The organism is Faecalicatena sp. (assembly GCF_058819085.1).
Genome location: NZ_JBZUUL010000037.1, coordinates 22,771 through 43,110 on the forward strand (window position 1 = coordinate 22,771; position 20,340 = coordinate 43,110).

The 20,340-nt window shown below is 44.7% G+C and carries 17 protein-coding genes; 14 read left to right on the forward strand and 3 right to left on the reverse strand.

Annotated features, from left to right (window positions below; all coding sequences use genetic code 11):
• Positions 1-67 precede the first annotated feature (67 nt).
• Both AC4OGX_RS17100 and AC4OGX_RS17105 read right to left on the reverse strand, forming a co-directional pair.
• Entirely contained in the window at positions 68-538 is a 471-nt protein-coding gene (locus AC4OGX_RS17100; RefSeq protein ID WP_493331865.1) for an ImmA/IrrE family metallo-endopeptidase, read from the reverse strand.
• Positions 539-593: 55 nt separating this feature from the next.
• Positions 594-920 carry a helix-turn-helix domain-containing protein gene (locus AC4OGX_RS17105; RefSeq protein WP_493331866.1) on the reverse strand — a complete coding sequence of 109 codons (327 nt, stop codon included), beginning with the start codon at positions 918-920 and terminating at the stop codon, positions 594-596.
• A gap of 261 nt (positions 921-1,181) precedes the next feature.
• Here AC4OGX_RS17105 and AC4OGX_RS17110 point away from each other — a divergent pair, with 261 nt between their 5' ends.
• The 11 genes from AC4OGX_RS17110 (at position 1,182) to AC4OGX_RS17160 (ending at position 14,466) form a co-directional block, all read left to right on the forward strand.
• Positions 1,182-1,571: a gp17 family tail completion protein gene (locus AC4OGX_RS17110; RefSeq protein ID WP_493331867.1), complete on the forward strand. Its 390-nt coding sequence runs from the start codon at positions 1,182-1,184 to the stop codon at positions 1,569-1,571.
• A gap of 11 nt (positions 1,572-1,582) precedes the next feature.
• On the forward strand, positions 1,583-2,101 hold the full coding sequence (locus AC4OGX_RS17115) for a phage major tail protein, TP901-1 family (RefSeq protein WP_493331868.1): 519 nt from the start codon (positions 1,583-1,585) through the stop codon (positions 2,099-2,101).
• A gap of 72 nt (positions 2,102-2,173) precedes the next feature.
• Positions 2,174-2,557: a tail assembly chaperone gene (locus AC4OGX_RS17120; RefSeq protein ID WP_493331869.1), complete on the forward strand. Its 384-nt coding sequence runs from the start codon at positions 2,174-2,176 to the stop codon at positions 2,555-2,557.
• Between the two features lie 83 nt (positions 2,558-2,640).
• Positions 2,641-2,907, forward strand: a complete 267-nt coding sequence (locus AC4OGX_RS17125; RefSeq protein WP_493331870.1) for a hypothetical protein — start codon at positions 2,641-2,643, stop codon at positions 2,905-2,907.
• Positions 2,908-5,985, forward strand: coding sequence for a tape measure protein (locus AC4OGX_RS17130; protein ID WP_493331871.1), 3,078 nt, complete (start codon positions 2,908-2,910; stop codon positions 5,983-5,985).
• Between the two features lie 10 nt (positions 5,986-5,995).
• Positions 5,996-7,525 (forward strand): distal tail protein Dit, encoded by a 1,530-nt coding sequence (locus tag AC4OGX_RS17135; protein WP_493331872.1) that lies wholly within the window; start codon positions 5,996-5,998, stop codon positions 7,523-7,525.
• Entirely contained in the window at positions 7,525-10,872 is a 3,348-nt protein-coding gene (locus tag AC4OGX_RS17140; RefSeq protein ID WP_493331873.1) for a phage tail spike protein, read from the forward strand. Before AC4OGX_RS17135 ends, AC4OGX_RS17140 begins: the two co-directional genes overlap by 1 nt.
• A gap of 7 nt (positions 10,873-10,879) precedes the next feature.
• On the forward strand, positions 10,880-12,766 hold the full coding sequence (locus AC4OGX_RS17145; protein ID WP_493331874.1) for a DUF859 family phage minor structural protein: 1,887 nt from the start codon (positions 10,880-10,882) through the stop codon (positions 12,764-12,766).
• An 86-nt stretch (positions 12,767-12,852) separates the two neighbouring features.
• On the forward strand, positions 12,853-13,158 hold the full coding sequence (locus AC4OGX_RS17150) for a hypothetical protein (RefSeq protein ID WP_493331875.1): 306 nt from the start codon (positions 12,853-12,855) through the stop codon (positions 13,156-13,158).
• Between the two features lie 13 nt (positions 13,159-13,171).
• Positions 13,172-13,417 (forward strand): phage holin, encoded by a 246-nt coding sequence (locus tag AC4OGX_RS17155; RefSeq protein ID WP_493331876.1) that lies wholly within the window; start codon positions 13,172-13,174, stop codon positions 13,415-13,417.
• A gap of 47 nt (positions 13,418-13,464) precedes the next feature.
• Positions 13,465-14,466 carry an N-acetylmuramoyl-L-alanine amidase gene (locus AC4OGX_RS17160; protein ID WP_493331877.1) on the forward strand — a complete coding sequence of 334 codons (1,002 nt, stop codon included), beginning with the start codon at positions 13,465-13,467 and terminating at the stop codon, positions 14,464-14,466.
• 177 nt (positions 14,467-14,643) lie between these two features.
• On the opposite strand, the gene AC4OGX_RS17165 is transcribed toward AC4OGX_RS17160, so the two are convergent.
• Positions 14,644-15,387, reverse strand: a complete 744-nt coding sequence (locus AC4OGX_RS17165; protein ID WP_493331878.1) for a hypothetical protein — start codon at positions 15,385-15,387, stop codon at positions 14,644-14,646.
• Between the two features lie 294 nt (positions 15,388-15,681).
• On the opposite strand from AC4OGX_RS17165, the gene AC4OGX_RS17170 reads away from it, so the two are divergent.
• The 3 genes from AC4OGX_RS17170 to AC4OGX_RS17180 all read left to right on the forward strand — a co-directional run bounded on the left by AC4OGX_RS17170 (position 15,682) and on the right by AC4OGX_RS17180 (position 20,323).
• Positions 15,682-16,377 carry a response regulator transcription factor gene (locus AC4OGX_RS17170; RefSeq protein ID WP_493331879.1) on the forward strand — a complete coding sequence of 232 codons (696 nt, stop codon included), beginning with the start codon at positions 15,682-15,684 and terminating at the stop codon, positions 16,375-16,377.
• Between the two features lie 11 nt (positions 16,378-16,388).
• A complete protein-coding gene (locus AC4OGX_RS17175) occupies positions 16,389-18,974 on the forward strand; it encodes a sensor histidine kinase (RefSeq protein WP_493331880.1) in 2,586 nt (861 codons plus the stop codon).
• Between the two features lie 197 nt (positions 18,975-19,171).
• Positions 19,172-20,323 carry a class I SAM-dependent methyltransferase gene (locus AC4OGX_RS17180; RefSeq protein WP_493331881.1) on the forward strand — a complete coding sequence of 384 codons (1,152 nt, stop codon included), beginning with the start codon at positions 19,172-19,174 and terminating at the stop codon, positions 20,321-20,323.
• Positions 20,324-20,340 lie beyond the last annotated feature (17 nt).

Genomic DNA, 20,340 nt, shown 5'->3' on the forward strand with positions numbered 1-20,340 from the left:
AAAATCCGGCTTAAGAGAAGTCAGCCGGATTTTCTCATTTTATGAAACAATAGTGTCTGGCAGTTGATCATTTTAAAACTTTTCCGATTGCCAGATGGGGGATGAACATGATGCAATAGCTGTCGATCGTGGCGGCAACGCCATATTTTTCACGGTAACAGCAGATACACTCCTGAAGGAATTCCTCTGTAACCTCAAGATATTCAGCAATCTCGTAACTATTATGGCATCCGTGTTCATATGCGGCGATCAATCCTTTTAAACCGATATGCTCATTGTAGGCCCAAAGCCTGGCCTGGTATTCCTGTTTTCTGTTCTCTGCTTTGGACATATCGGTAATATTTCCGCTGGTAGTATAGTGATGACCAAGCTCTTCTACCATAATGCAGCCCTTTTCCACGGAGGTATCGAGCTTATCTGACAGAGCGATGTTACCGTCCACATATAGACCGGAGATCTTTCCGTTAAATGGGAAATCCTCATCCACATCGATTCCGGCTTTATAAGCCTTGTCTAACAACTTTTCATATTTATTCATTCAACCAACTCCTGTTTACTTATTATACAAAACCTCATGTACAATAATCAGGACTTTACTTATTTCTTTTGTTTTTTATAAATGCAATATAGTTAGCAACATCATCTAGTTCATCCTGAGTCAGATCCTCAGTATCGAGATGGGCAGCAATTGTAACCGGCTCTGTAGCATGGACCGTCTGGCTGGTACGGCCTAATAAATAGTCCAGATCTACATTAAAATAGTCAGCAATCAACTCCAGCGTTTCAAAATTAGGCTGCCGTTCTCCGCGCTCATACATATTAACTGCACTCTTGGAAATACCAAGTGAATCTGCAAGCTCCTGCTGCGAGAATCCTTTTTTGTTTCTTAATAAACGTAATACTTTTGCAAAATCCGCCATTTGTACACACCCTTTTCCTTTGATAATTGTATTATACACGAGACGTGTTTAAAAGTAAATAAAAAAGTGCACAAAGTGTGCTTGACAAAACAGCAGGGTGTGTGTATTATATAAGTGTGCACAAAACGTACTCGAACCTGAAAGCAGTTTTATGAATCAGGGCGGTATGTGATAGTTATAACTGAAAAATGGCCAGGAAGAGAATTTTTTTTACCACGATTGAGCACGAAAAGTGCACAAGAAGGAGCGGGAGGTAACCGGATGAAAACAGCAGAGCAGGCACTACATGACAGCTTGTGGGATTTTTTATCAGTTCGGCTTGCAGGAAGAGTTTATGAAAGCCGTCCCATGACAGATGCTGAATATCCACTTGCAGATTTTGGGGATTTTGAAACGGACTACATAAGTACAAAAAACGGAAATATTTCCAAAGTATCTTTTAGTCTTAATATCTGGGATACCGGGGAGAACCGGAAGAATGTGTCAGATGTGTGCAGCGAAGTTTTGAATGAGGCGATGGTGTTGTCTGATTCATACGGACACAGGGTGTCGCTTGCAGTCAATGATTCAGGCATCAGGATTACCCGGGACAAAACAGCAGACCCTCCACTTTGGCGGGGAAGCGTAAACTTAGTATTTGATATTTTATAGGAGGATTTAACATGAGCGTAATTAAAGGAAAAAGAATTGTTTATTTATACCGTATTTTAAAGGATGCAGAGACAAGCACAGCAACGGCGATTGCTTTCACAACAGAAAACAGCCGTTCTAAATCAAGAGATTCAGATACCGTAGCAACAAAAGACGGGGTGATCCGTGTTCCGCAGGAGGCAGAGGTTGAACTCAGTACAACCGCTCTTTTTGCAAATGAGAATGATGAAATGATCAATAAGCTGGAGACAGCGCTTGACACAGGTGAAAAGGTGGAAATCTGGGAAGTGAACCTGGACAACCCGGGAACAGGAGATGAGGCCGGCAAATATGCGGCAAAATATTTCCAGGGATTCGTGACAAGCTTTGAATTAGCATCCAACTCTGAGGATCACGCAGAGGCGACTCTGGAGTTCGGAATCGAAGGAACCGGAGTGAAAGGATTTGCAACGATTACAGACGCACAGCAGGAGCTTGCATCCTATGTGTTTAAGGATACTGCAAAGGAAGCGGCACCGGCAAACGAATAAGAAACAGTAGATAAGGCGGGGGATGGAGGATATCCCCTGCCGGAAAATGACTGAAAAATGGAGGACAGGCAGATGTATGAATTAACAGTAAATAATCAGGTAGTACAGTTTAACTTTGGAATGGGATTCCTTCGTGAAATGAACCGTAAGGTTTCAGTCCCGGTAGAAGGGATGCAGGGGGTCAAGCAGAACATTGGACTTCGTTACAATGTAGCAAGGCTGATCGACGGTGATGTGGAGGCGCTGGTTGATGTGCTGGACGCTGCTAATTTAGGCTGTGAACCGAGGGTAACAAGAAAGACACTCGATGAGTTTGTGGATCAGGCAGATACGGATATTGATGAGGTTTTCGAAAAGGTGCTGGGTTTCTTGAAGACAGCCAATGCTACCAGAAAGGTGACGGAAAGCGTGATGGAAGCAGTGGAGAAGGAAATGAAGAAGGCAAAGAAGGCATAGAAGACTTCGAGGAAACCTACCATCGGATCGCCATTGACTGTTTCCGTTATCTTGGTATTCAAAGTTTGGCGCAGGTGGATCAAATGACAATCCCAGAATATGAAATGAGGATGGAGGCATTCCGGCTTCAGATGGTAGACCGGGATTATTACATCCACAGGCAGGCTTATCTAGACTTTGCGGTACAGGCTGAACGTCCTGTCGGTAAAGGTAGAACAAAGCCGGTGTATAACCGTTTTGATAAATTTTTTGATTATGAGAAGGAGTTGAAAAGGGTATCCGGGAAAAAGAAGGAGAAAAATGGGAGGTTTTCAGGTATAGGAAAGCTGCTGAGAAAGGAGGACACATAAATGAGCAATGCGGTTGTAAAGGCAGAAGCAGGAATTGATACTAACATTATAGTAGAAATCGTAACGAAAGAGAAAGCAGAAGACGATAATTTTAGTAAGGTTATGGAAAGTGTCCTCGGAAGCGCAGAAAAATTAAAAGCAGCAATGACCAGTGGGCTGGGATTTAAGACGATTGCGTCTCTAGGAACGACTGCGATGTCTGCGATCAATAGTGGAATTACTGGAATCATTGGAGATATGCAGACGGCAAGTTCTGCATGGAAGGTATTTGAAACGAATATGCAGATGAATGGTGCCGCAGCATCTGAGATACAAAGTATAAAACAGGAATTACAGGATTTTGCATTACAGACAGTGTATACAGCGTCTGATATGACAAGCACCTATGCACAGCTTGCGTCTGCCGGACTAAAAGATACAGGCAGGCTTGCGAAAGGTCTTGGGGGATTGGCGGCGGCTACAGAAAGCCCTCAGCAGGCAATCATGTCACTCAGTGAGCAGGCGGCAAAAATGGCTGCCAAGCCCAAGGTTGAACTGGAGGACTTTAAACTTCTTCTGGATAAGATACCAGGAGGGGCATCCGCAGTTGCTGCGGCGATGGGAATGTCCGCAGATGAAATGGTTAAGAGTATTGAGGGCAGCCAGATCGTTACAGAGGATTTCTTTCATGCAGTTGCAGAAGCGGGGACAAATGTGGATTTCACAAATCTGGCCTCTCAGTTCAATACTGTGGATCAGGCAATGGATGGGCTGAAGGAAACTGTCGGTACAAAGCTTCAGCCGGCATACGAGGAATTGTCGTCCTTTGGGATCAAGGCAGTCAGTAAGCTGACAGACTCTTTCAGCCAGATTGATGGAGAAGCACTTGGGGCAGCCGTTGGTTCCTTAGTGGATACGGTCTCTAAATATTTTGATACATTTATAGAAAATATGTCCGGTGTGCCCGGTGCATTTGGTGATGCATTTAAGGCGATCGGTTCAGAATTGGGAAAAGTACTTGGCAAGTTTGGATCGGATAAAAGTATTGAAGGGTTTGGAGATGCCGTCAGTGTGGCAGGAGACTGTCTGAAAACGTTTGCCGGATTTTTGGAGGACAACGCGGATAAGGTAGTTGCAGTGCTTAAAAATCTGCCAGTCTTGCTGGCAGCAGTCAAGGGGTTCAAGATTTTTCGGGCCATGGCACCGGCTGTTGAGACACTGACAGGCGCATTCAAAGGACTGGAAAAAAGCAATCTTGGAAAGCTTACGAGGAGCTTTCTGGGGCTGTCGTCGTCTGAGAAAGAGAACGAGGATGGCAGCAAAAAGGCAAATGAGGGTATCACATCTTTGAAAACAGGTTTGAATTCGCTTCAGAAAAGTGCAGGGATCGCATTGATCATCGGTGCGCTGGCCGGTCTTGCTCTTGCTCTGCGGCCATTAGCGGAGCTGGGAGTGACAGCGGTAGTACCTCTTCTCACATTTGGAGCAGTTGTAGCCAGCCTGGGAGTTGTTTTGGGTAACATGGGTAAAAACCTACAGGCAAGTATGCTGGGCATCATGGCTTTTGCGGCGGCGGTATCCCTTATGGCACTGGCTATGGTTCCGATCGCGATGACAGGGACCGAAGGTGCGGTTGCGATGGGAATGTTCGGGATCGTTGTAGCGGCGCTTGCAATGGTCTTTGCAGCATTTGGATCTTATCTTACAGGGGCGATCCCGGGAATGCTGGCATTCGGTGCAACTGTTTTAATGGTAGGAGCCGGAATGGCCATGGCATCGGTTATGATCGAAGCACTGACACCATTTCTCAGTCAGCTGGGAAATACGGTGACGCAGATCGCATTCGCCATCGCCGTGGCAGTCACTATGATCATCGCGTCATTTGCGAGTCTGGTACCGGTAATTGTCGGTGCGGTGACGCAGATCGTAACTGTCATAGGAACGGTGCTTGTTAATGCCATACAGATAGCCGGAGAGGTTATCAGCGAAGTGATTGATTCGATCAGCGAGGGATTTAAGACCATAACGGAGGGGATATCCGGGGTGATTGATTCAATCAGCGGAGGATTGACCGGTATATTGGAAGCTATTGCTGACGTCATCAGTGCAATTGGCGAATCAGCTTTGAATGCCGGAATGGGATTCGAATTGGTGGCAATCGGGATTGAAAGGATTGCGGGACTGTCAATCGGGGATGTTGTAAAGGCTCTTGGATCAGTTGCTCTTGGACTTGGCGAAATCGCCGGTAAAGGCGAAGGCCTTCTGAATGCAGCAGCGGGAATGAGTGGCATTAATGCGGCTATCATGAGTGCAGCAACATCGGCAGCCATGCTGAATGGATTACTGATGCAGTTAAGTGTACTTTCTCTGAGCGTCGCAATGAGTATTTCTATGATAACACTGGCGTTCAGCGGACTGGTGATCCCTCCATTGGATATCGGGCCTATACTGGCGGCATTCGCAGCTATCACGATGGCTGCAACGATGCTGGGAAGTCAGATAACCGCACTGGGAGCACAGGCAGGTACGAATTTTACGACAATGTTTTCTACCGGTATCATGAGGGCAGTTATCATTGCAGCGAATATTTCGACTTCCATCGTTAATGCACTGAGAACGGCAGAAATTGGAGCATTTTCGTGTGGCTTATATATAGGAATCGGGCTGGCAAATGGAATGCGAACCGCGTTAGGTGAGGTTCAGGCTGTTGCGAACCAATTAGCGGCTGCGGCAGAAAAAGCCGTGATCGCAAAGGCCAGGATCGGCAGCCCTTCACGAGTATTTAAGGAGCTTGGAGGCTTTATAGGTGAGGGATTTGCGATTGGAATTGCGTCTATGGGCGACCTGGTCAGAGGTGTCAGTGAGGAACTGGTATCGATTCCAGACGTTCCGGCTTTTGAGGGTGTTTCCGTGGGAAATCATTTCTTTGGAAACCAGGAGCTGCAAAATGATTATACATATCATCCGACAGTCTATGTGAATGCAGAAGTGAGAAGTATTATGGATGGAAGAGAAGTAGGCTATGGCAGTGCACGATATGTGAGAGAAAAGAATGATAAAGAAGAAAAGGTTAGAAGATATATAAGCGGCGTAAGGTAAGGAGGGGCATATGTATAGTTTTGTAGATACCATAGAATACAGCAGAGGCAAGGGATCCCTCCCTGCCGAAGCTGTAAGCATGAATGATAAATATATAGAAAATGAGATCGAGGGATACCGTACCCTGCATGTTGTGGGACGGGAGTTACTGGAATCTGAAATTATAGAACGTCAGATCGGAAATGAAGACGGGGCTCAGTTCCAGGGTAAGAGAAATACGACAAGAGTGATCACGGTGACTTACAGCCTAACGGCAAAAACACCGGAGGAATTCAGGGATAAATTCAATAAGCTGAGTCTGATCCTGGATCAGGAGCAGGCCAAAATCGTGTTCTATGATGAACCGGATAAATATTTTATCGGAACAAAGAGTTCGGTGGAGGCGGTTCCCGAGGGACTTTTGAATGTAGTTTCAAGCTTTGATATCTATTGTGCAGACCCGTATAAATATTCTGTGGTTGAAAAGACCTTCCAGGCAGCCCCCAACAGTGAGGGAGTACTGGAAGCGGTGATCGTGAACAATGGAACGAAGGCGGTTCCGGTTGATTATACGATCAGGCATAATCATGAGAATGGGTATATTGGGATCGTGAGTGAGCATGGGGTGATACAGCTTGGATCACCGGATGAGGTGGATGCAGAAGTCAGGCAGAAATCTCAGGTGCTTGTCAATTACAGGAATGCAGCAGAAATGGGCGCAATGGTAGACGGCCAGGGTGTCCTGACAGAGAATTTCCCGAAAAACGGGACGTTCAAGACGGTGACCATAAACGGGCAGCAGGTGCTTGCACTCAATAATGCAGGAAGCGGAAGCAACTGGCATGGAGCGAGCAAGATGGTAACATTACCGGCGGATTCCAGCGGAGAAACCGGGGCAGCGAATTTTCTGGCGCAGTCGCATATTTGGTTTGAAACCGGAAGAGTTCCACAGACCGGGCTTCTGGAATTTGTAGTCGGGGACGAGGCAGGGCAGCACCTGGCATCCATCCATATTTTTAAAAAGGCAACAAATGCGAATCGGGCCAACGCTATTATGATGATCCAGCTGCAGGAAAAGAAACGGATCGTCTATGAGCCGAATTATAAATCTGTAACTGCAAATGGTTCAGGCAGCAATATTTATATACGAAAGAGCGGGGAACTGTTCGAATTCTATTTTGGAGGCAGAAAGTACCAATTCCGTGTTCCTGCGCTGGCAAATAAAAAGGCAGCGACAGTTACTATTTTCCTGGGACAATGGGGAGCCTTGGGAGGGGGAAATCTGGTTTCCAGGATGTATTTCCACAATGTACTGTTCCAGAAGGACCGTGTGAAATACTGGTATGATATTCCGAACCGATACAGGGCCAATAGTACGGTCTATGTAGACGGTTCTGCCACTAAGGTGTATGTGGATGGTGTGGCAAGCCTGGATGATGAGCAGGTAGGCAGCAGTTATTTCCTGGCACCGCCGGGGGAGACGAAGGTACAGTTTTACCATTCTGATTTCAGCAGTCCTGGCCCCACAGCAGAAGCTAAGATAAGGGAGGCATATTTATAATGGAGAATATAAGAATCGCAGTATTAAATACATATGATAAAGTATGCGCCTTCTTAGATAATACGGTTCCGGAGGCAATGCACTATTATGAAGACGAATTACACCAGTATCTGAAAGGATCTGCAAATACATATTCTTTTAAAACGAGTTCCAGACATATGGATGCGGGATATCTAACAGAGGGGAATAAGCTGGCATTTCGGTACCGGAATCAGGATTTCTACCTGAACATTATGCGCGTGACCAGTGATGAGAATGAGATCGAGGTAGAGGCCTATTCCTTAAACTTCGAACTGCTCAATGAGCAGAAAGAGGAGTACAAGGCATCCAATGCCATGACCTTCAAACAGTATTTGGAGGTGTTTGATTATGAAAAGGTTGTGGCTCTTGGCATCAACGAGGTATCAGGCAAGTCTGTTCAGCATGAATGGACAGGAACAGAGTCTATGCTGGCGCGGATTTTTTCCCTGGCAGAGGTATTTGGGGCAGAGGTGGAGTTTGTTCCAAAGCTCAACCCGGATTACTCTCTTAACAGTATCATACTGAATGTCTATAAGGAGCATACGGATGTGGTGCAGGGAGTGGGAACAGACCGGACCGACACAATCCTGCGGTATGGAAAAAACGTGTCCGGAATTACGAAGACATCTGATATTACGGAACTGTACACAGCCATCCGCCCTGTTGGGAAGGATGGCCTTACAGTAAGCAGCATCAATAAGACCGAATATGATGCAAAAGGAAAGGTAGAGTTTACCTGTCCTGCAGGGAAAAGGAATATTTATGCTGTCCAGGCGAGAGACCGTTTTCCGTCCAATCTGCTGGCAAATGAAAACGAAAGATATATTGCCCAGATCTGGGATTGTGATGCAGATAACGTAAATGTTTTATATGAGCAGGCTCTTGCGGAATTGAGAAAAAACTGTGTACCTCAGGTAAGCTACGAAGTAGATGGATATTTTGATACAGATATCGGTGATACAGTGACGATCGTAGACCAGGAGTATGTGCCGGAACTATATCTGGAAGCCAGAGTCACAGAACAGCAGAGGAGTTTTACAGATCCTTCCAACAACAAGACTACGTTCAGTAATTTCAAGGAACTCCAGAGCCAGGTCGATCCTGCACTGCTTCGGAAAATGGATGAACTGATTTCTGCCGGCAGGGTATATGCCTGTTCTATAGTGTCAGATAACGGGATCATCTTTAGAAATGGGGAAGGAGAAACGACTTTGACTGCGCTGGTCATGGATGTCGGAAAGGACATGACTGACAGCCTTACAATCCATTGGATGAAGGACGGGGAGGAGGCAGCAGCAGGCAAGAGTATAACAGTCTATGCAAAGGACATATCAGGAAAGGCTGTGTTTCGGTGTGAGGCCTCTGATAAGGCAGGGAAGATCAGGGGAACCTGCGAAGTAACTGTGTCGAACCTGGTGGATGGTGTGGATGGCCGGAACCAGTACCTTCATGTGAAATATTCGGATGATGGCGGGAAGACATTCACAGCGGATCAGGGGGAGACACCGGGGGAGTATATCGGTGTCAGGACAGATGAGGTTGAGGAAGCCTCCCTGAATGTGAAAGATTATAAATGGTGCCGTATGAAAGGAGAGCAGGGTATTGCAGGACCGTCAGGAAGTCCTGGAAGGACATCTTATTTCCATGTGATGTACAGCCCGGTGAAGTCACCGTCCTCTGCTCAGATGACCAAGACTCCGGATAAGTATATTGGAACCTATGTGGACTTTAATGAAGAGGATTCCACAGATCCGGCTGTTTATCAATGGCAGCAGCTTGAGGGGACACAAGGTCCACAAGGAGACCGCGGGATTCCCGGAGTAAATGGAGAGGATGGAAACACTTCATACCTTCATATTAAGTATTCAAATGACGGTGGAAATACGTTCACAGAGAATTCAGGGGAAAGCTTGGGAAGCTGGATTGGAATGTATGTGGATTTCTATCAGCCGGATTCAGACAAGACCTCGGATTACAAATGGCATAAATTTGAGGGAGATGCAGGAAAGAAAGGTGAACCGGGTAAAGGGATACAAGAGAGAAAGGCCTACTATCTCGTTTCAACGAAAGATACAGGAATTACGACGGAAACTTCGGGGTGGCAGACTACGATCCCGACTATGACAGAGGAAAACCGTTACCTCTGGATCTATGAAGTGTATGTTTATACAGATGGAAGTGCAGATCATACAACACCGAGAGTGACAGGAGTGTACGGAGGCCGGGGAGAACAAGGTGCTCAGGGCCCGAAGGGAGATAAAGGAGATCCGGGAGAGCGCGGGCTGCAGGGATTGCAAGGCCCGAAAGGCGATCAGGGAATCCAGGGTCCGAAAGGTATGGATGGAAAAACCAGTTATACGCATATCGCTTATGCCAACAGCGCAGACGGCACAAAGGATTTTTCAATCTCGGACAGTAACCGGGAATACGTTGGTATGTATGTGGATTTTGCGGCAGCAGACAGTACAGACCCTAAGAAGTATGCCTGGAGCAAGATAAAAGGCGCAGATGGGTCACAGGGAATTCAGGGGCCTAAGGGTGCTGATGGGAAAACCCCGTATCTGCATGTTGCCTATGCAAACAGTGCAGACGGTAAAACAGGTTTTTCTACCACCGACAGTGCGAACAAGCTGTATATCGGACAGTATACGGACTATACATCTGCGGACAGTACAGATGCCGGTAAGTACTCCTGGACGAAGATCAAGGGGGAAAATGGAAAGGACGCGGCCATTGTTAGCAGCACGGAGCCTTCAGATAAAACGAAGCTGTGGTGTGACACATCAATTACACCGCCATTGATGAAGCATTATAATAGTGCGTCATCGTCCTGGGAGATCGTGAATGACCAGTCTCAGGTCATAGAGACTATTTATCAGAGTGTATATGCTGAAATCGATAAAGCGTATGACAAGGTTGTGATCGAGGTTGGAGAGAAGACGTATTCCAAAGAGGATGTTGATTATCTGATTGGAAATGTAAATACACAGTTTGAGCAGACAAATAACGAATTTAACTTTAATTTCGAGCAGCTTACTAAAAATATGAATGAGCTCATAAGCGAGACGGATTCTGGTTTTAATGGAATTAAAAAATACATTCGTTTTATTGACGGCGCAATTGTCATAGGCGAGGAAGGAAAAATGCTTACCTTGAAGATGATAAACGACCGGATTTCTTTTTTGGAGAATGGAAATGAGGTCGCCTATATCAGCAATAGAAGGATGTATATAACAGACGCTGAGATCCTGAAGTCTTTGTCAATTGGAAACTTCGCATTTACGCCGAGGGAAAATGGAAATCTCTCATTTGGAAAGGTAAGGTGATGATAGAATGGGAAATTATGAAACACGGATGCGCCTGATCAGTGAAACGAACGTGAACGTTGCGAATAATACGAGTTATGTGACCGTTGCATTTGATTTCCGGCGTACAGATTATTCCTATTATGGTTATAACCTGACGGGTGATGCTTATTGGAATATCAAAGTAGATTCTCAATCAACCGGAAACATCAAGTTTACATATAACTGGAGTTTTGGACAGAATGTGTGGAAAGAGGTTGCACGGAGGAGCTTTACAGTCACGCATAATGCAGATGGTAAAAAGACGATCAACATGTCCGGTACGATTTATTTTGGCGCTGGGGTTTCTCCGGGGACACTGACGGGTTCAGGAAGTGCAGCTCTTTCAACGATACCAAGAGCTACAACTCCTACACTCTCACCGGCCAGTCAGAACGCAGGGAGTGCGATTACTATTAACCTTCCGAGGGCCAGCAGTTCATTTACACATAAACTGACATATAAATTCGGTAGTGCATCGGGGACAATTGCGACGGCTGCCGGGGCGTCCCAAAACTGGACGCTGCCTGCATCTCTGGCAGCGCAGATACCGAATGCAACAAGCGGTATAGGTGCTATTACATGTGAAACATACAATGGTTCGACTTTGATCGGTACTAAAACTGTGAATTTTACAGCAACGGTACCGTCAAGTATGATCCCCTCTGTTGGAACTGTTGCGGTATCAGAGGCGGTGGCTGGGCTGAATGCTCAGTTCGGGGCTTATGTACAGCACAAGAGTCAGCTTAAGATCTCCATATCTGCAAGCGGAGTACAGGGGAGTTCGGTTACGGCTTATAAAACAGAAGTTGGGGGGAGGGTATATTCTGGGAATAGTTTTACGACAGGGATTATAGACTCATCAGGAAGTTTGCCAGTTAAAATTACGGTGACGGACAGCAGAGGAAGGACAGCGACTAAAACGCAGACAGTTAACGTATTAGCATATGCAAATCCATCAATTATCACATTTTCGGCAGTCAGGTGCAACTCATCGGGAACTTTTGATGAACAGGGGACATCTATGTGTATCTCTATGAATTTTAACGTGTCTGATGTGGGTAGTAAAAATACAAAAAACTTTATAGTAGAACTCCAGAAAAACGGGACGACTACATGGACAGAGGTAGTAAGTAATAGTGTTTATTCTTATAACAGTACTTATATTGCGGATGATCTGTTAAGTGTTGATTCCTCTTACACTTTACGATTGAAGGTTACTGATTTTTTTACTACATCCTCGGCAACAGTAGATATTAGCAGTGGATTTACACTGATGGATTTCCGTTCAACTGGAAAGGGAATCGGAGTGGGGAAGGTTAGTGAGAAGGATCAGCTGGAAGTGGATATGATTGCGGAATTTTATAAAGCGTTAATACTTCATGGGAATGGAACACAATATAACCTTTTTGATAAAATAGCGGCACTTTCAACGCAGATTTCGAATAATGCTTCGCAGATTGCTACCCATACTACACAGATCGCCGGAAAAGCAGCAGCTTCCCACGGACATAGTGTGGCTACTCAAGGGGCAAATGGGTTCATGTCGGCTGGAGATAAGAAAAAGTTGGATGGGATAAATGTCGGAAATAATCTAGGGGCTCCTGTTAATCTGATCAACAACACATCATACACGTTTCCATCTGACGGATATTTATATTTGGAAGCGAACTATAGGGCAAATCATTATATCGCGTTAAGATTATATGGGACTGGTGCCACTAATTTTATATATGTTCTTCAATCATCCCCAACAAGTGTCGGATGTATTAACAACAATGCTACGAGTACATTTGTAAAGAAAGGAATGCGCATTCAAAATATTGAAACTAATAGTAAAACATACAATAAGTTAAAATTCTATCCTTTACAGTAACTTTTAATTAGATAAAGGCATAGAGGGAGAAAATGTTATCTTCTATATAGGTTAAGAAAGGGGATGTTCCATTGAATGAATTCTTTATGCAGACCTACATCATTGCGCTACCTATCTTACTAGGATATATTGTATGGCTTCTGAAAAGGCAGAAAAGAGACAGGGATGCAAATGGAAAGGGGACAATGCTCCTCCTGCGTGTACAGCTGATAGCATATCATGATAAATATATGTCCTTGGGATGTATTCCTTCCTATGCTTATCAAAATTTCTGTGAAATGTATGAGGCTTATCACGCACTTGGGGGAAATGGTATGATTACAAAAATGTATGATGAGATTCAGGAGCTGCATATAAGAAAAGGAGCTATTATAAATGATGAAGAAAATTAATTGGACGGTAAGGTTGAGAAATAGAACATTCTGGGCAGCCCTTATCCCAGCGATTATCCTATTGATACAGGCGGTGGCTGCCGTATTTGGCTACACGCTGGATTTTAAACAACTAGGAGACAAACTGCTGGCTGTAATCAACGCTTTATTTGGAGTACTGACAATCATCGGGGTTGTGGCAGACCCGACCACAATTGGACTATCAGACAGCCGTCAGGCACTTACATATGAAAATCCAAGAGATTCCGAGGGCGAGTAATATCGTCCTCTTTTCACCTCTTAACATAACAATAGGAAGGAGTATTTATGGCAATATATAATATACATGCAGGACACTGCCCGCAGGGAAAAGGTGCATACGGAGCAGTAGGGATCCTGCAGGAGTCTGTTGAGGACAGGCTCGTGAAAAATCGGGTTGTTTCTGCACTCCGAAAAGCAGGACAGACAGTTTATGACTGTACAGATGATACAAACTGTGATGTGAATGCGAATCTAGCAAGAATTGTAGCAAAGTGTAACATGCATGCCGCAGATCTGGATATATCCATCCATCTCAATTCAGGCAGGGGAGATTATAAAGGGGATCACAGCACTGGAGGGGTAGAAGTATGGTGCTACGACAGTGGTACTGCGGTTATTGCACAGCGAATCTGCGACAGCGTGTCCAAGACATTAAAAATTCATAACAGAGGGGTAAAATACTCACAGGAGTTATATGTTTTAAACAGCACCCTATCTCCCGCATTACTGGTAGAGTGCTGCTTTGTAGATGACAAGGACGATGCGAATTTGTGGGATGCTAACGCCTGCGGAGACGCGATCGCTTCGGGAATCCTTGGCAGATCTATATCTGGAGGCCCTGTCAAGGATACAGCCCGGCAGATTCCCGGAAAAGCTGCATATGCAGAAAAACGTCTGAATTATCGCGTACATCAGCAGTCTTACGGATGGCTGCCGGTTGTCAGAGATGGACAGACAGCCGGGGTTACCGGGAAGTCAAAGCGTCTCGAGGCACTTAAGATCGATCTTAAAATGTCCGGTGTCCGATTAAAGGCATCTGCTCATATTCAAAATATCGGTACGATTGATTACGGATACATTACAAAGGATACAGTGATCGGCACAGTAGGGAAAAGCCTGCGTTTAGAAGCAGTCAGACTGGAAGCCGAGGGGCTGCCTGATGGGATGGATATCTATATCAGATATCATGTCCAGGGTGAAGGCTGGTCTGTCTGGATAAAGGGTGGAGAGGCTGGGACATATGGATTGTCGAAACGTCTTGAGGCACTGCAGATTAAAATTAGTTAAAAGATAAGCCTGGAATCACAGTGAGTATATCACAGGAGGATTCCAGGCTTAAAATGTAAGATATTATGAATGCATTACAGCCGTAGATCAAATTTCTTAAGAGCACATTCAATTTCTTATAAGGCAGACACTTTACTATATTTTCCCGCTAATAGGAGAATCGAAAAGTCCTATAATCTATTCACCAACAGGAACGAGCTGAATCGAAACACCTGAGACTTTAAGAGCATTACCTTCTTCAAACACAGCATTATTAAATTGAGGAATATAAAGGGCTGGGTCTGCCTGAATCCCCATAACTTCATTCAGTCCCCCATTGTACATATTGTCGGAACTGACATTACCACTCCCGCTAGTTACAACGATGTTGTATGTTGCAGCCGGGAAATCGGTTCCTGCTGTATAATTCCCGGAAGTTAAATCAATTGGTGTTGCATCGGCAACGGTTCGCGGAGTAACGCCGGCTACCTGCGCATTTTCCGATACCATATGTATAGAGACTGTGCCACGCAAGCTTAAAACGACGTCTTTGTCCAGCTTTACTCCATTGTAGGAATCCACGGAAATGCCTTCTTTTATCGGATTACTCATGACAGCATTTAATCCTCCAGAGTACATGTTTGACGATGAAACATTACCACTTCCGCCAGTGGCAGTAATATTATATGTTCCTATCGGGATATCAACACCAGCAGTATAGTTTCCTGCAGTTAGGTCGATCTCATAATGTTCTTCTGCAATTTTGGGCTCCTCTTTCTTTTCTTCCTGAACTTTGGGCTCTTCTTTCTTTTCTTCCTGAACTTTGGTTTCCTCTTTTGTTTGGTCAGGCTTATTATCTGCCTTAGATCCCCCGCCTCCACATGCAGCTAAGGACAGTGCCATCATACCTGAAATTAAAAGTGCCAAGATTTTCTTTTTCATAAAGTAACCTCCTTGTGTTTGTACCAGTGCACAGCATTTTATGTTAAGCCTGTTGGCAGAACATCAGTTGGATACACGTCTTTTGAGTACATAAATACCTAAATTCTCTATGAATTGAATATACCATTTTATGAGAGAAAGGTAAATGAAATTTAAGAAAAAAATATGGAAAGAAACAAAATGAAAATAAGCAAGCTGTTAGAGTAATCCTATTTTAATAATTTCCTAAGAATTTCCCCAATGAGTTTTAAAATTTCCAAGATATCATGTATACTGTAGGGGAGGTGATGAAAAATGTACAATATTTTAGTTTGTGATGATGACAAGGAAATCGTAGAAGCAATCGAGATATATTTAACCCAGGAAGGCTATCATATACTCAAGGCGTATGATGGTGTGGAAGCCCTTAAGATCCTGGAATCAGAGGAGGTCCACCTGCTTGTGCTGGATGTAATGATGCCGAAGCTGGATGGGATCAGAGCCACCCTTAAGATCCGTGAGAATAACAGTATCCCGATCATAATCCTGTCTGCTAAATCAGAGGATGCGGATAAGATCCTGGGACTGAATGTAGGTGCGGACGATTATGTTACAAAGCCATTTAATCCATTAGAACTTGTTGCAAGAGTCAAATCTCAACTGCGCAGATATACTCAGCTTGGCGGAACCGTGAAGGAGAAGTCGGAGAAGGTATATGAGGTTGGCGGTCTTGCGATTAATGATGACTTAAAAGAGGTCACGGTGGATGGAGAAGCTGTAAAGTTAACACCGATCGAATACAACATTCTATTATTATTAATGAAAAATCAAGGGAGAGTTTTTTCTATCGATCAGATCTACGAATCCATTTGGAATGAGAATGCAATCGGAGCGGACAACACGGTAGCCGTGCATATCCGCCACATCAGGGAGAAGATTGAGATTAATCCAAAGGAGCCCAGATACTTAAAAGTGGTATGGGGTGTGGGCTATAAGATAGAAAAAGGCTAGAAAGGAGTTTTATGAAGAACTGGTATAAGAAACCGGTGACCAAAGGGATTCTTCTCCTGCTTGCGCATATAACCGCAGTGACTGCTGTATTATGTACGGTTGTGATCATGTTTTTTTCAGGTGGTATCTGGACGGGACAGTTTCTTGAGACATCCGGCAAGTCTTATGAAGAATCAAAGAGCTTTAAGAATATGGTTTATAACGCCACATGGCAGGTGATGGAAGGCATCGCCATGAAGAATAATTTTGAATCCGATGGAAAATATAACCCGGATAAGCTTGTAGATGTGGTCGAACTGGCAAAAAACGGGGAGATCAGCGGGGAGAATATAAATGGGCTGGCGTATGAACTGGAAGATTTAGTGAAATGGAGCAATGAGTATATTGAAGACGGTGCAGATTATGATGAGACGAATGTCGTTGTCTGTGAAAGGGCTGATGGAAAGTATCACTACTATTATATGGATGAATTCCAATCCCTGATCCAGGAACAAAAGCTGCGTCTTGAGATTCCAAATCAGACTTCTGAGGAATTTATGAATGAACTGGAGCACGGGTATTATACATCTGGTTATTATGATACTCTTTCTATAAAAAACGAAAAGGGAGATATCCTGTACACGGACTGCTGGACATTTAACAATGCACTGCGTGAGAAGTATACACCGGTAGGGGCGGCTAATATCCTGGAGGTGGTGAATAATAATCCGGCACTGAACGGAAAGCTGTCACGGGTATACGGATATCTGCAGACTATCTTAAATAGTCTGGGACCCCAGATGGACCGTTATCTGTATACAGGAGATGCGTGGGAAGAAGGAAACACTAATTTCACATATATATATGTAGATGAAAGCACGAAAAAGGTCTACACGAATAACAGCCATTACAAGGATTACAAAGATGTAAAAGAAAATCTGGAAGAAATGAAATCTAACAGCAGAGGCCGCTATTTGATCGTCAGGCCTAAGCTTGCAGAGTTTGAGACGAATATGGATATACCGGCCAGCGAATGGCGTACCATGGTAAAATCTTATCATTACAGTCAAAAGGTAGACTGCATATTTGCAGCAGTTGTCGATACTGGTTTTCCGATACAGGACGCTTTTTATACAGATGCCAAGGAGTATGAGACATATGCGCCATACCTGAAGTTTTCAGCAGTGGGAAGCGTCGCATGCACGATCCTGTTCCTGGGGATCCTTATCTGGATGACATTGATTGCCGGAAGAAATGGTAAGGATGGAGAAGTACATCTGAATGTATTTGATAGATGGAAGACAGAGATCGCAGCAGCATTTGTTATTCTCATATGGATCTTGCCGGTATTAGCGGTTGGGGGAAGCTGGGGCGGTGTAATGACACGGGATATTTCATCTTCTGCTTCTGAAATTTACTATCCGTCATTGTATTCCAATATATATCCAGGGACATTTCAGAATTACCTGAACGTAACGGATATGATATGCATAGGATTTTTAACAGCTTATACGGTCCTGTGTTTCTTATTTGGTTACTTAAGCCTGGTGAGAAGGCTGAAAGCAAAAACTGTATGGAAGGGCAGCATCCTGAGAAGCATCTGTCTGTTCCTGAAAGAATTCTGGAGCAACCGGAGTGTGACATTCAAGGCGATCCTGCTGTTAGGCGTATTTTTGGCAGCTCATTGGCTTGTGATGCTGTCAGACAGCGAAGACATTTTTGTTCTCTTAATGCTGTTGACAGAGGCGGGAGCAGCCTATATTGTAGTAAAAAGCTCGGTTGCAAAGAGCCGGATCAAGCGAGGCATCCGTGAGATTGCCTCCGGCAATGTGGATTATCAGATTCCGCTGGAACATTTGAAGGGACAGAATCTTCAGATGGCAGAGATGGTCAATGATATCGGAAACGGACTGCAGCGTGCTGTGGAAGAGGGGATGAAGAGCGAACGGCTCAAAACAGACCTGATCACGAATGTTTCCCATGATATTAAGACACCTCTGACATCCATCATTAACTATGTTGACCTTCTTAAACGGGAGAATTTCGAAGATCCGAAGATCCGGGGATATCTGGATATCCTTGAAACTAAGGCTCATAGGCTGAAAACCCTGACAGAGGATGTCGTGGAGGCATCCAAGGTCAGCAGCGGCAACATTACACTTGAGATGATGGATGTGAATCTGGTAGAAATGATCAACCAGACAGAAGGGGAATTTACGGAGAAATTCGAGGCTAAGAATTTGAAAGTAGTCCAGAGCCTGCCGGATGTACCTGCCATGATCCATGTAGACGGACGCCGGATGTGGAGAGTCCTGGAGAATATTTACAATAATGCCGCGAAATACGCGATGCCGGGAACCCGGGTCTATGCAGATCTTTGGCTGCAGGAGGAAAAGGTTATTTTCTCTTTAAAGAACATTTCTGAGCAGCCGCTGAACATTTCGGCGGATGAACTGACCGAACGGTTTATCCGAGGGGATATCTCCAGAAGTACAGAAGGAAGCGGTTTGGGGCTGTCTATTGCTAAAAGCCTGACAGAGATGCAGGGCGGAGTTTTCAGACTATATTTGGATGGAGATCTGTTTAAAGCAACGATAGAGTTTCCACGCGTGGGATAATCGTGAAGGAATTGCAAAGGGGTCAGACCCTCCTGCGGAGGGGTCTGACCCCTTTGCTGTCCGTTTTCAGAATATTCAGATTATTTTGCCGAAACAATGTCTTCACATCAGTATAATCTGTAACTGATTCTTGCACCATTGTGGGTTTTGCTTTACAATAGGGAAGAAGCCAGGATGAAGGATTCAAGGAGTGTTCTATGGAGACGATACAAGAATTATTAAATGATGTTTTAGATATAAATTTTATTCAGGGGATCATCAGTAATCCCCGCACCAGGGAGGGGGTTCTCAAGATGAAGGTGCGGCCGGTCAAGATGAAAGACGGGCTTTATTTTCAGTGTGAATCCTTTACGAAGACGCAGGCCTTCCATGAGAATCTAAGAGCTGAGGAAGCGGCGGAAAGACTTGCAAATTCGATGTCGGAGTTTCGGCAGATGCAGCTGGAGACAAGGTCGGCAAATTACACCATTTTGATCAGTAAAAAGGGGAAGGTGACAATTCAGAAGAAACGGCAGCAGAAAGAAGTAAAAGCGGTGGAGCTCTCCCATAATAGGAGTAAACGGTATATTCTAACGGAGGGTGTTGCCGTACCTTTCTTACAGGATTTAGGGGTTATGACAGCGGACGGCAATATTGTGAAGTCGCGGTTTGATAAGTTCCGGCAGATCAATCGTTTTCTGGAGTTTATTGAGGATATCCTGCCCCAGCTCGATAAGGAGCGTGAATTGACGATACTAGATTTCGGATGTGGAAAGTCTTATCTTACTTTCGCAATGTATTACTATCTTCATGAGTTGAAAAAATATGATATCCGTGTGGTAGGATTGGACCTGAAGAAGGATGTGATCGAGCGCTGCAGCAGGCTTGCAGAAAAGTATGGATATGAGAAGCTGACATTTTTAGTAGGCGATATTGCAGATTACGAGGGAGTGCAGGAAGTAGATATGGTGGTTACGCTCCACGCCTGTGATACAGCTACAGATCATGCCCTGGCAAAAGCTGTGGGCTGGAAGGCAAAGGTAATCCTATCCGTGCCATGCTGTCAGCATGAGTTAAACGGACAGATCCGGTCAGAGGAATTGTCTCCGGTCATGGACTACGGTCTGTTAAAGGAACGTTTTGCAGCACTCGTGACAGATGGGCTGCGGGCAAAATATCTGGAGGCATCAGGATATGACACTCAGGTTTTAGAGTTCATTGATATGGAACATACCCCGAAAAATATTTTGCTGCGTGCTGTCAAGACTGGAAAAGTAAGTCAGGAAGCCGGGGAGGCAGTGAAACGATGTGAGGCATTTCTTGGTGCAGATCCTACACTGGGGAAATTATTAGGGACCGGCCAGGAATGATACGGGGAGTTATGGAG

Coding starts and splice junctions, on each gene's coding strand:
- AC4OGX_RS17140 (WP_493331873.1), top strand. CDS start 7,525: ATGGAGAATATAAGAATCGCAGTATTAAATACATATGATAAAGTATGC.
- AC4OGX_RS17120 (WP_493331869.1), top strand. CDS start 2,174: ATGTATGAATTAACAGTAAATAATCAGGTAGTACAGTTTAACTTTGGA.
- AC4OGX_RS17105 (WP_493331866.1), bottom strand. CDS start 920: ATGGCGGATTTTGCAAAAGTATTACGTTTATTAAGAAACAAAAAAGGA.
- AC4OGX_RS17160 (WP_493331877.1), top strand. CDS start 13,465: ATGGCAATATATAATATACATGCAGGACACTGCCCGCAGGGAAAAGGT.
- AC4OGX_RS17125 (WP_493331870.1), top strand. CDS start 2,641: ATGACAATCCCAGAATATGAAATGAGGATGGAGGCATTCCGGCTTCAG.
- AC4OGX_RS17145 (WP_493331874.1), top strand. CDS start 10,880: ATGGGAAATTATGAAACACGGATGCGCCTGATCAGTGAAACGAACGTG.
- AC4OGX_RS17180 (WP_493331881.1), top strand. CDS start 19,172: ATGGAGACGATACAAGAATTATTAAATGATGTTTTAGATATAAATTTT.
- AC4OGX_RS17135 (WP_493331872.1), top strand. CDS start 5,996: ATGTATAGTTTTGTAGATACCATAGAATACAGCAGAGGCAAGGGATCC.
- AC4OGX_RS17130 (WP_493331871.1), top strand. CDS start 2,908: ATGAGCAATGCGGTTGTAAAGGCAGAAGCAGGAATTGATACTAACATT.
- AC4OGX_RS17100 (WP_493331865.1), bottom strand. CDS start 538: ATGAATAAATATGAAAAGTTGTTAGACAAGGCTTATAAAGCCGGAATC.
- AC4OGX_RS17150 (WP_493331875.1), top strand. CDS start 12,853: ATGCAGACCTACATCATTGCGCTACCTATCTTACTAGGATATATTGTA.
- AC4OGX_RS17170 (WP_493331879.1), top strand. CDS start 15,682: ATGTACAATATTTTAGTTTGTGATGATGACAAGGAAATCGTAGAAGCA.
- AC4OGX_RS17110 (WP_493331867.1), top strand. CDS start 1,182: ATGAAAACAGCAGAGCAGGCACTACATGACAGCTTGTGGGATTTTTTA.
- AC4OGX_RS17175 (WP_493331880.1), top strand. CDS start 16,389: ATGAAGAACTGGTATAAGAAACCGGTGACCAAAGGGATTCTTCTCCTG.
- AC4OGX_RS17115 (WP_493331868.1), top strand. CDS start 1,583: ATGAGCGTAATTAAAGGAAAAAGAATTGTTTATTTATACCGTATTTTA.
- AC4OGX_RS17165 (WP_493331878.1), bottom strand. CDS start 15,387: ATGAAAAAGAAAATCTTGGCACTTTTAATTTCAGGTATGATGGCACTG.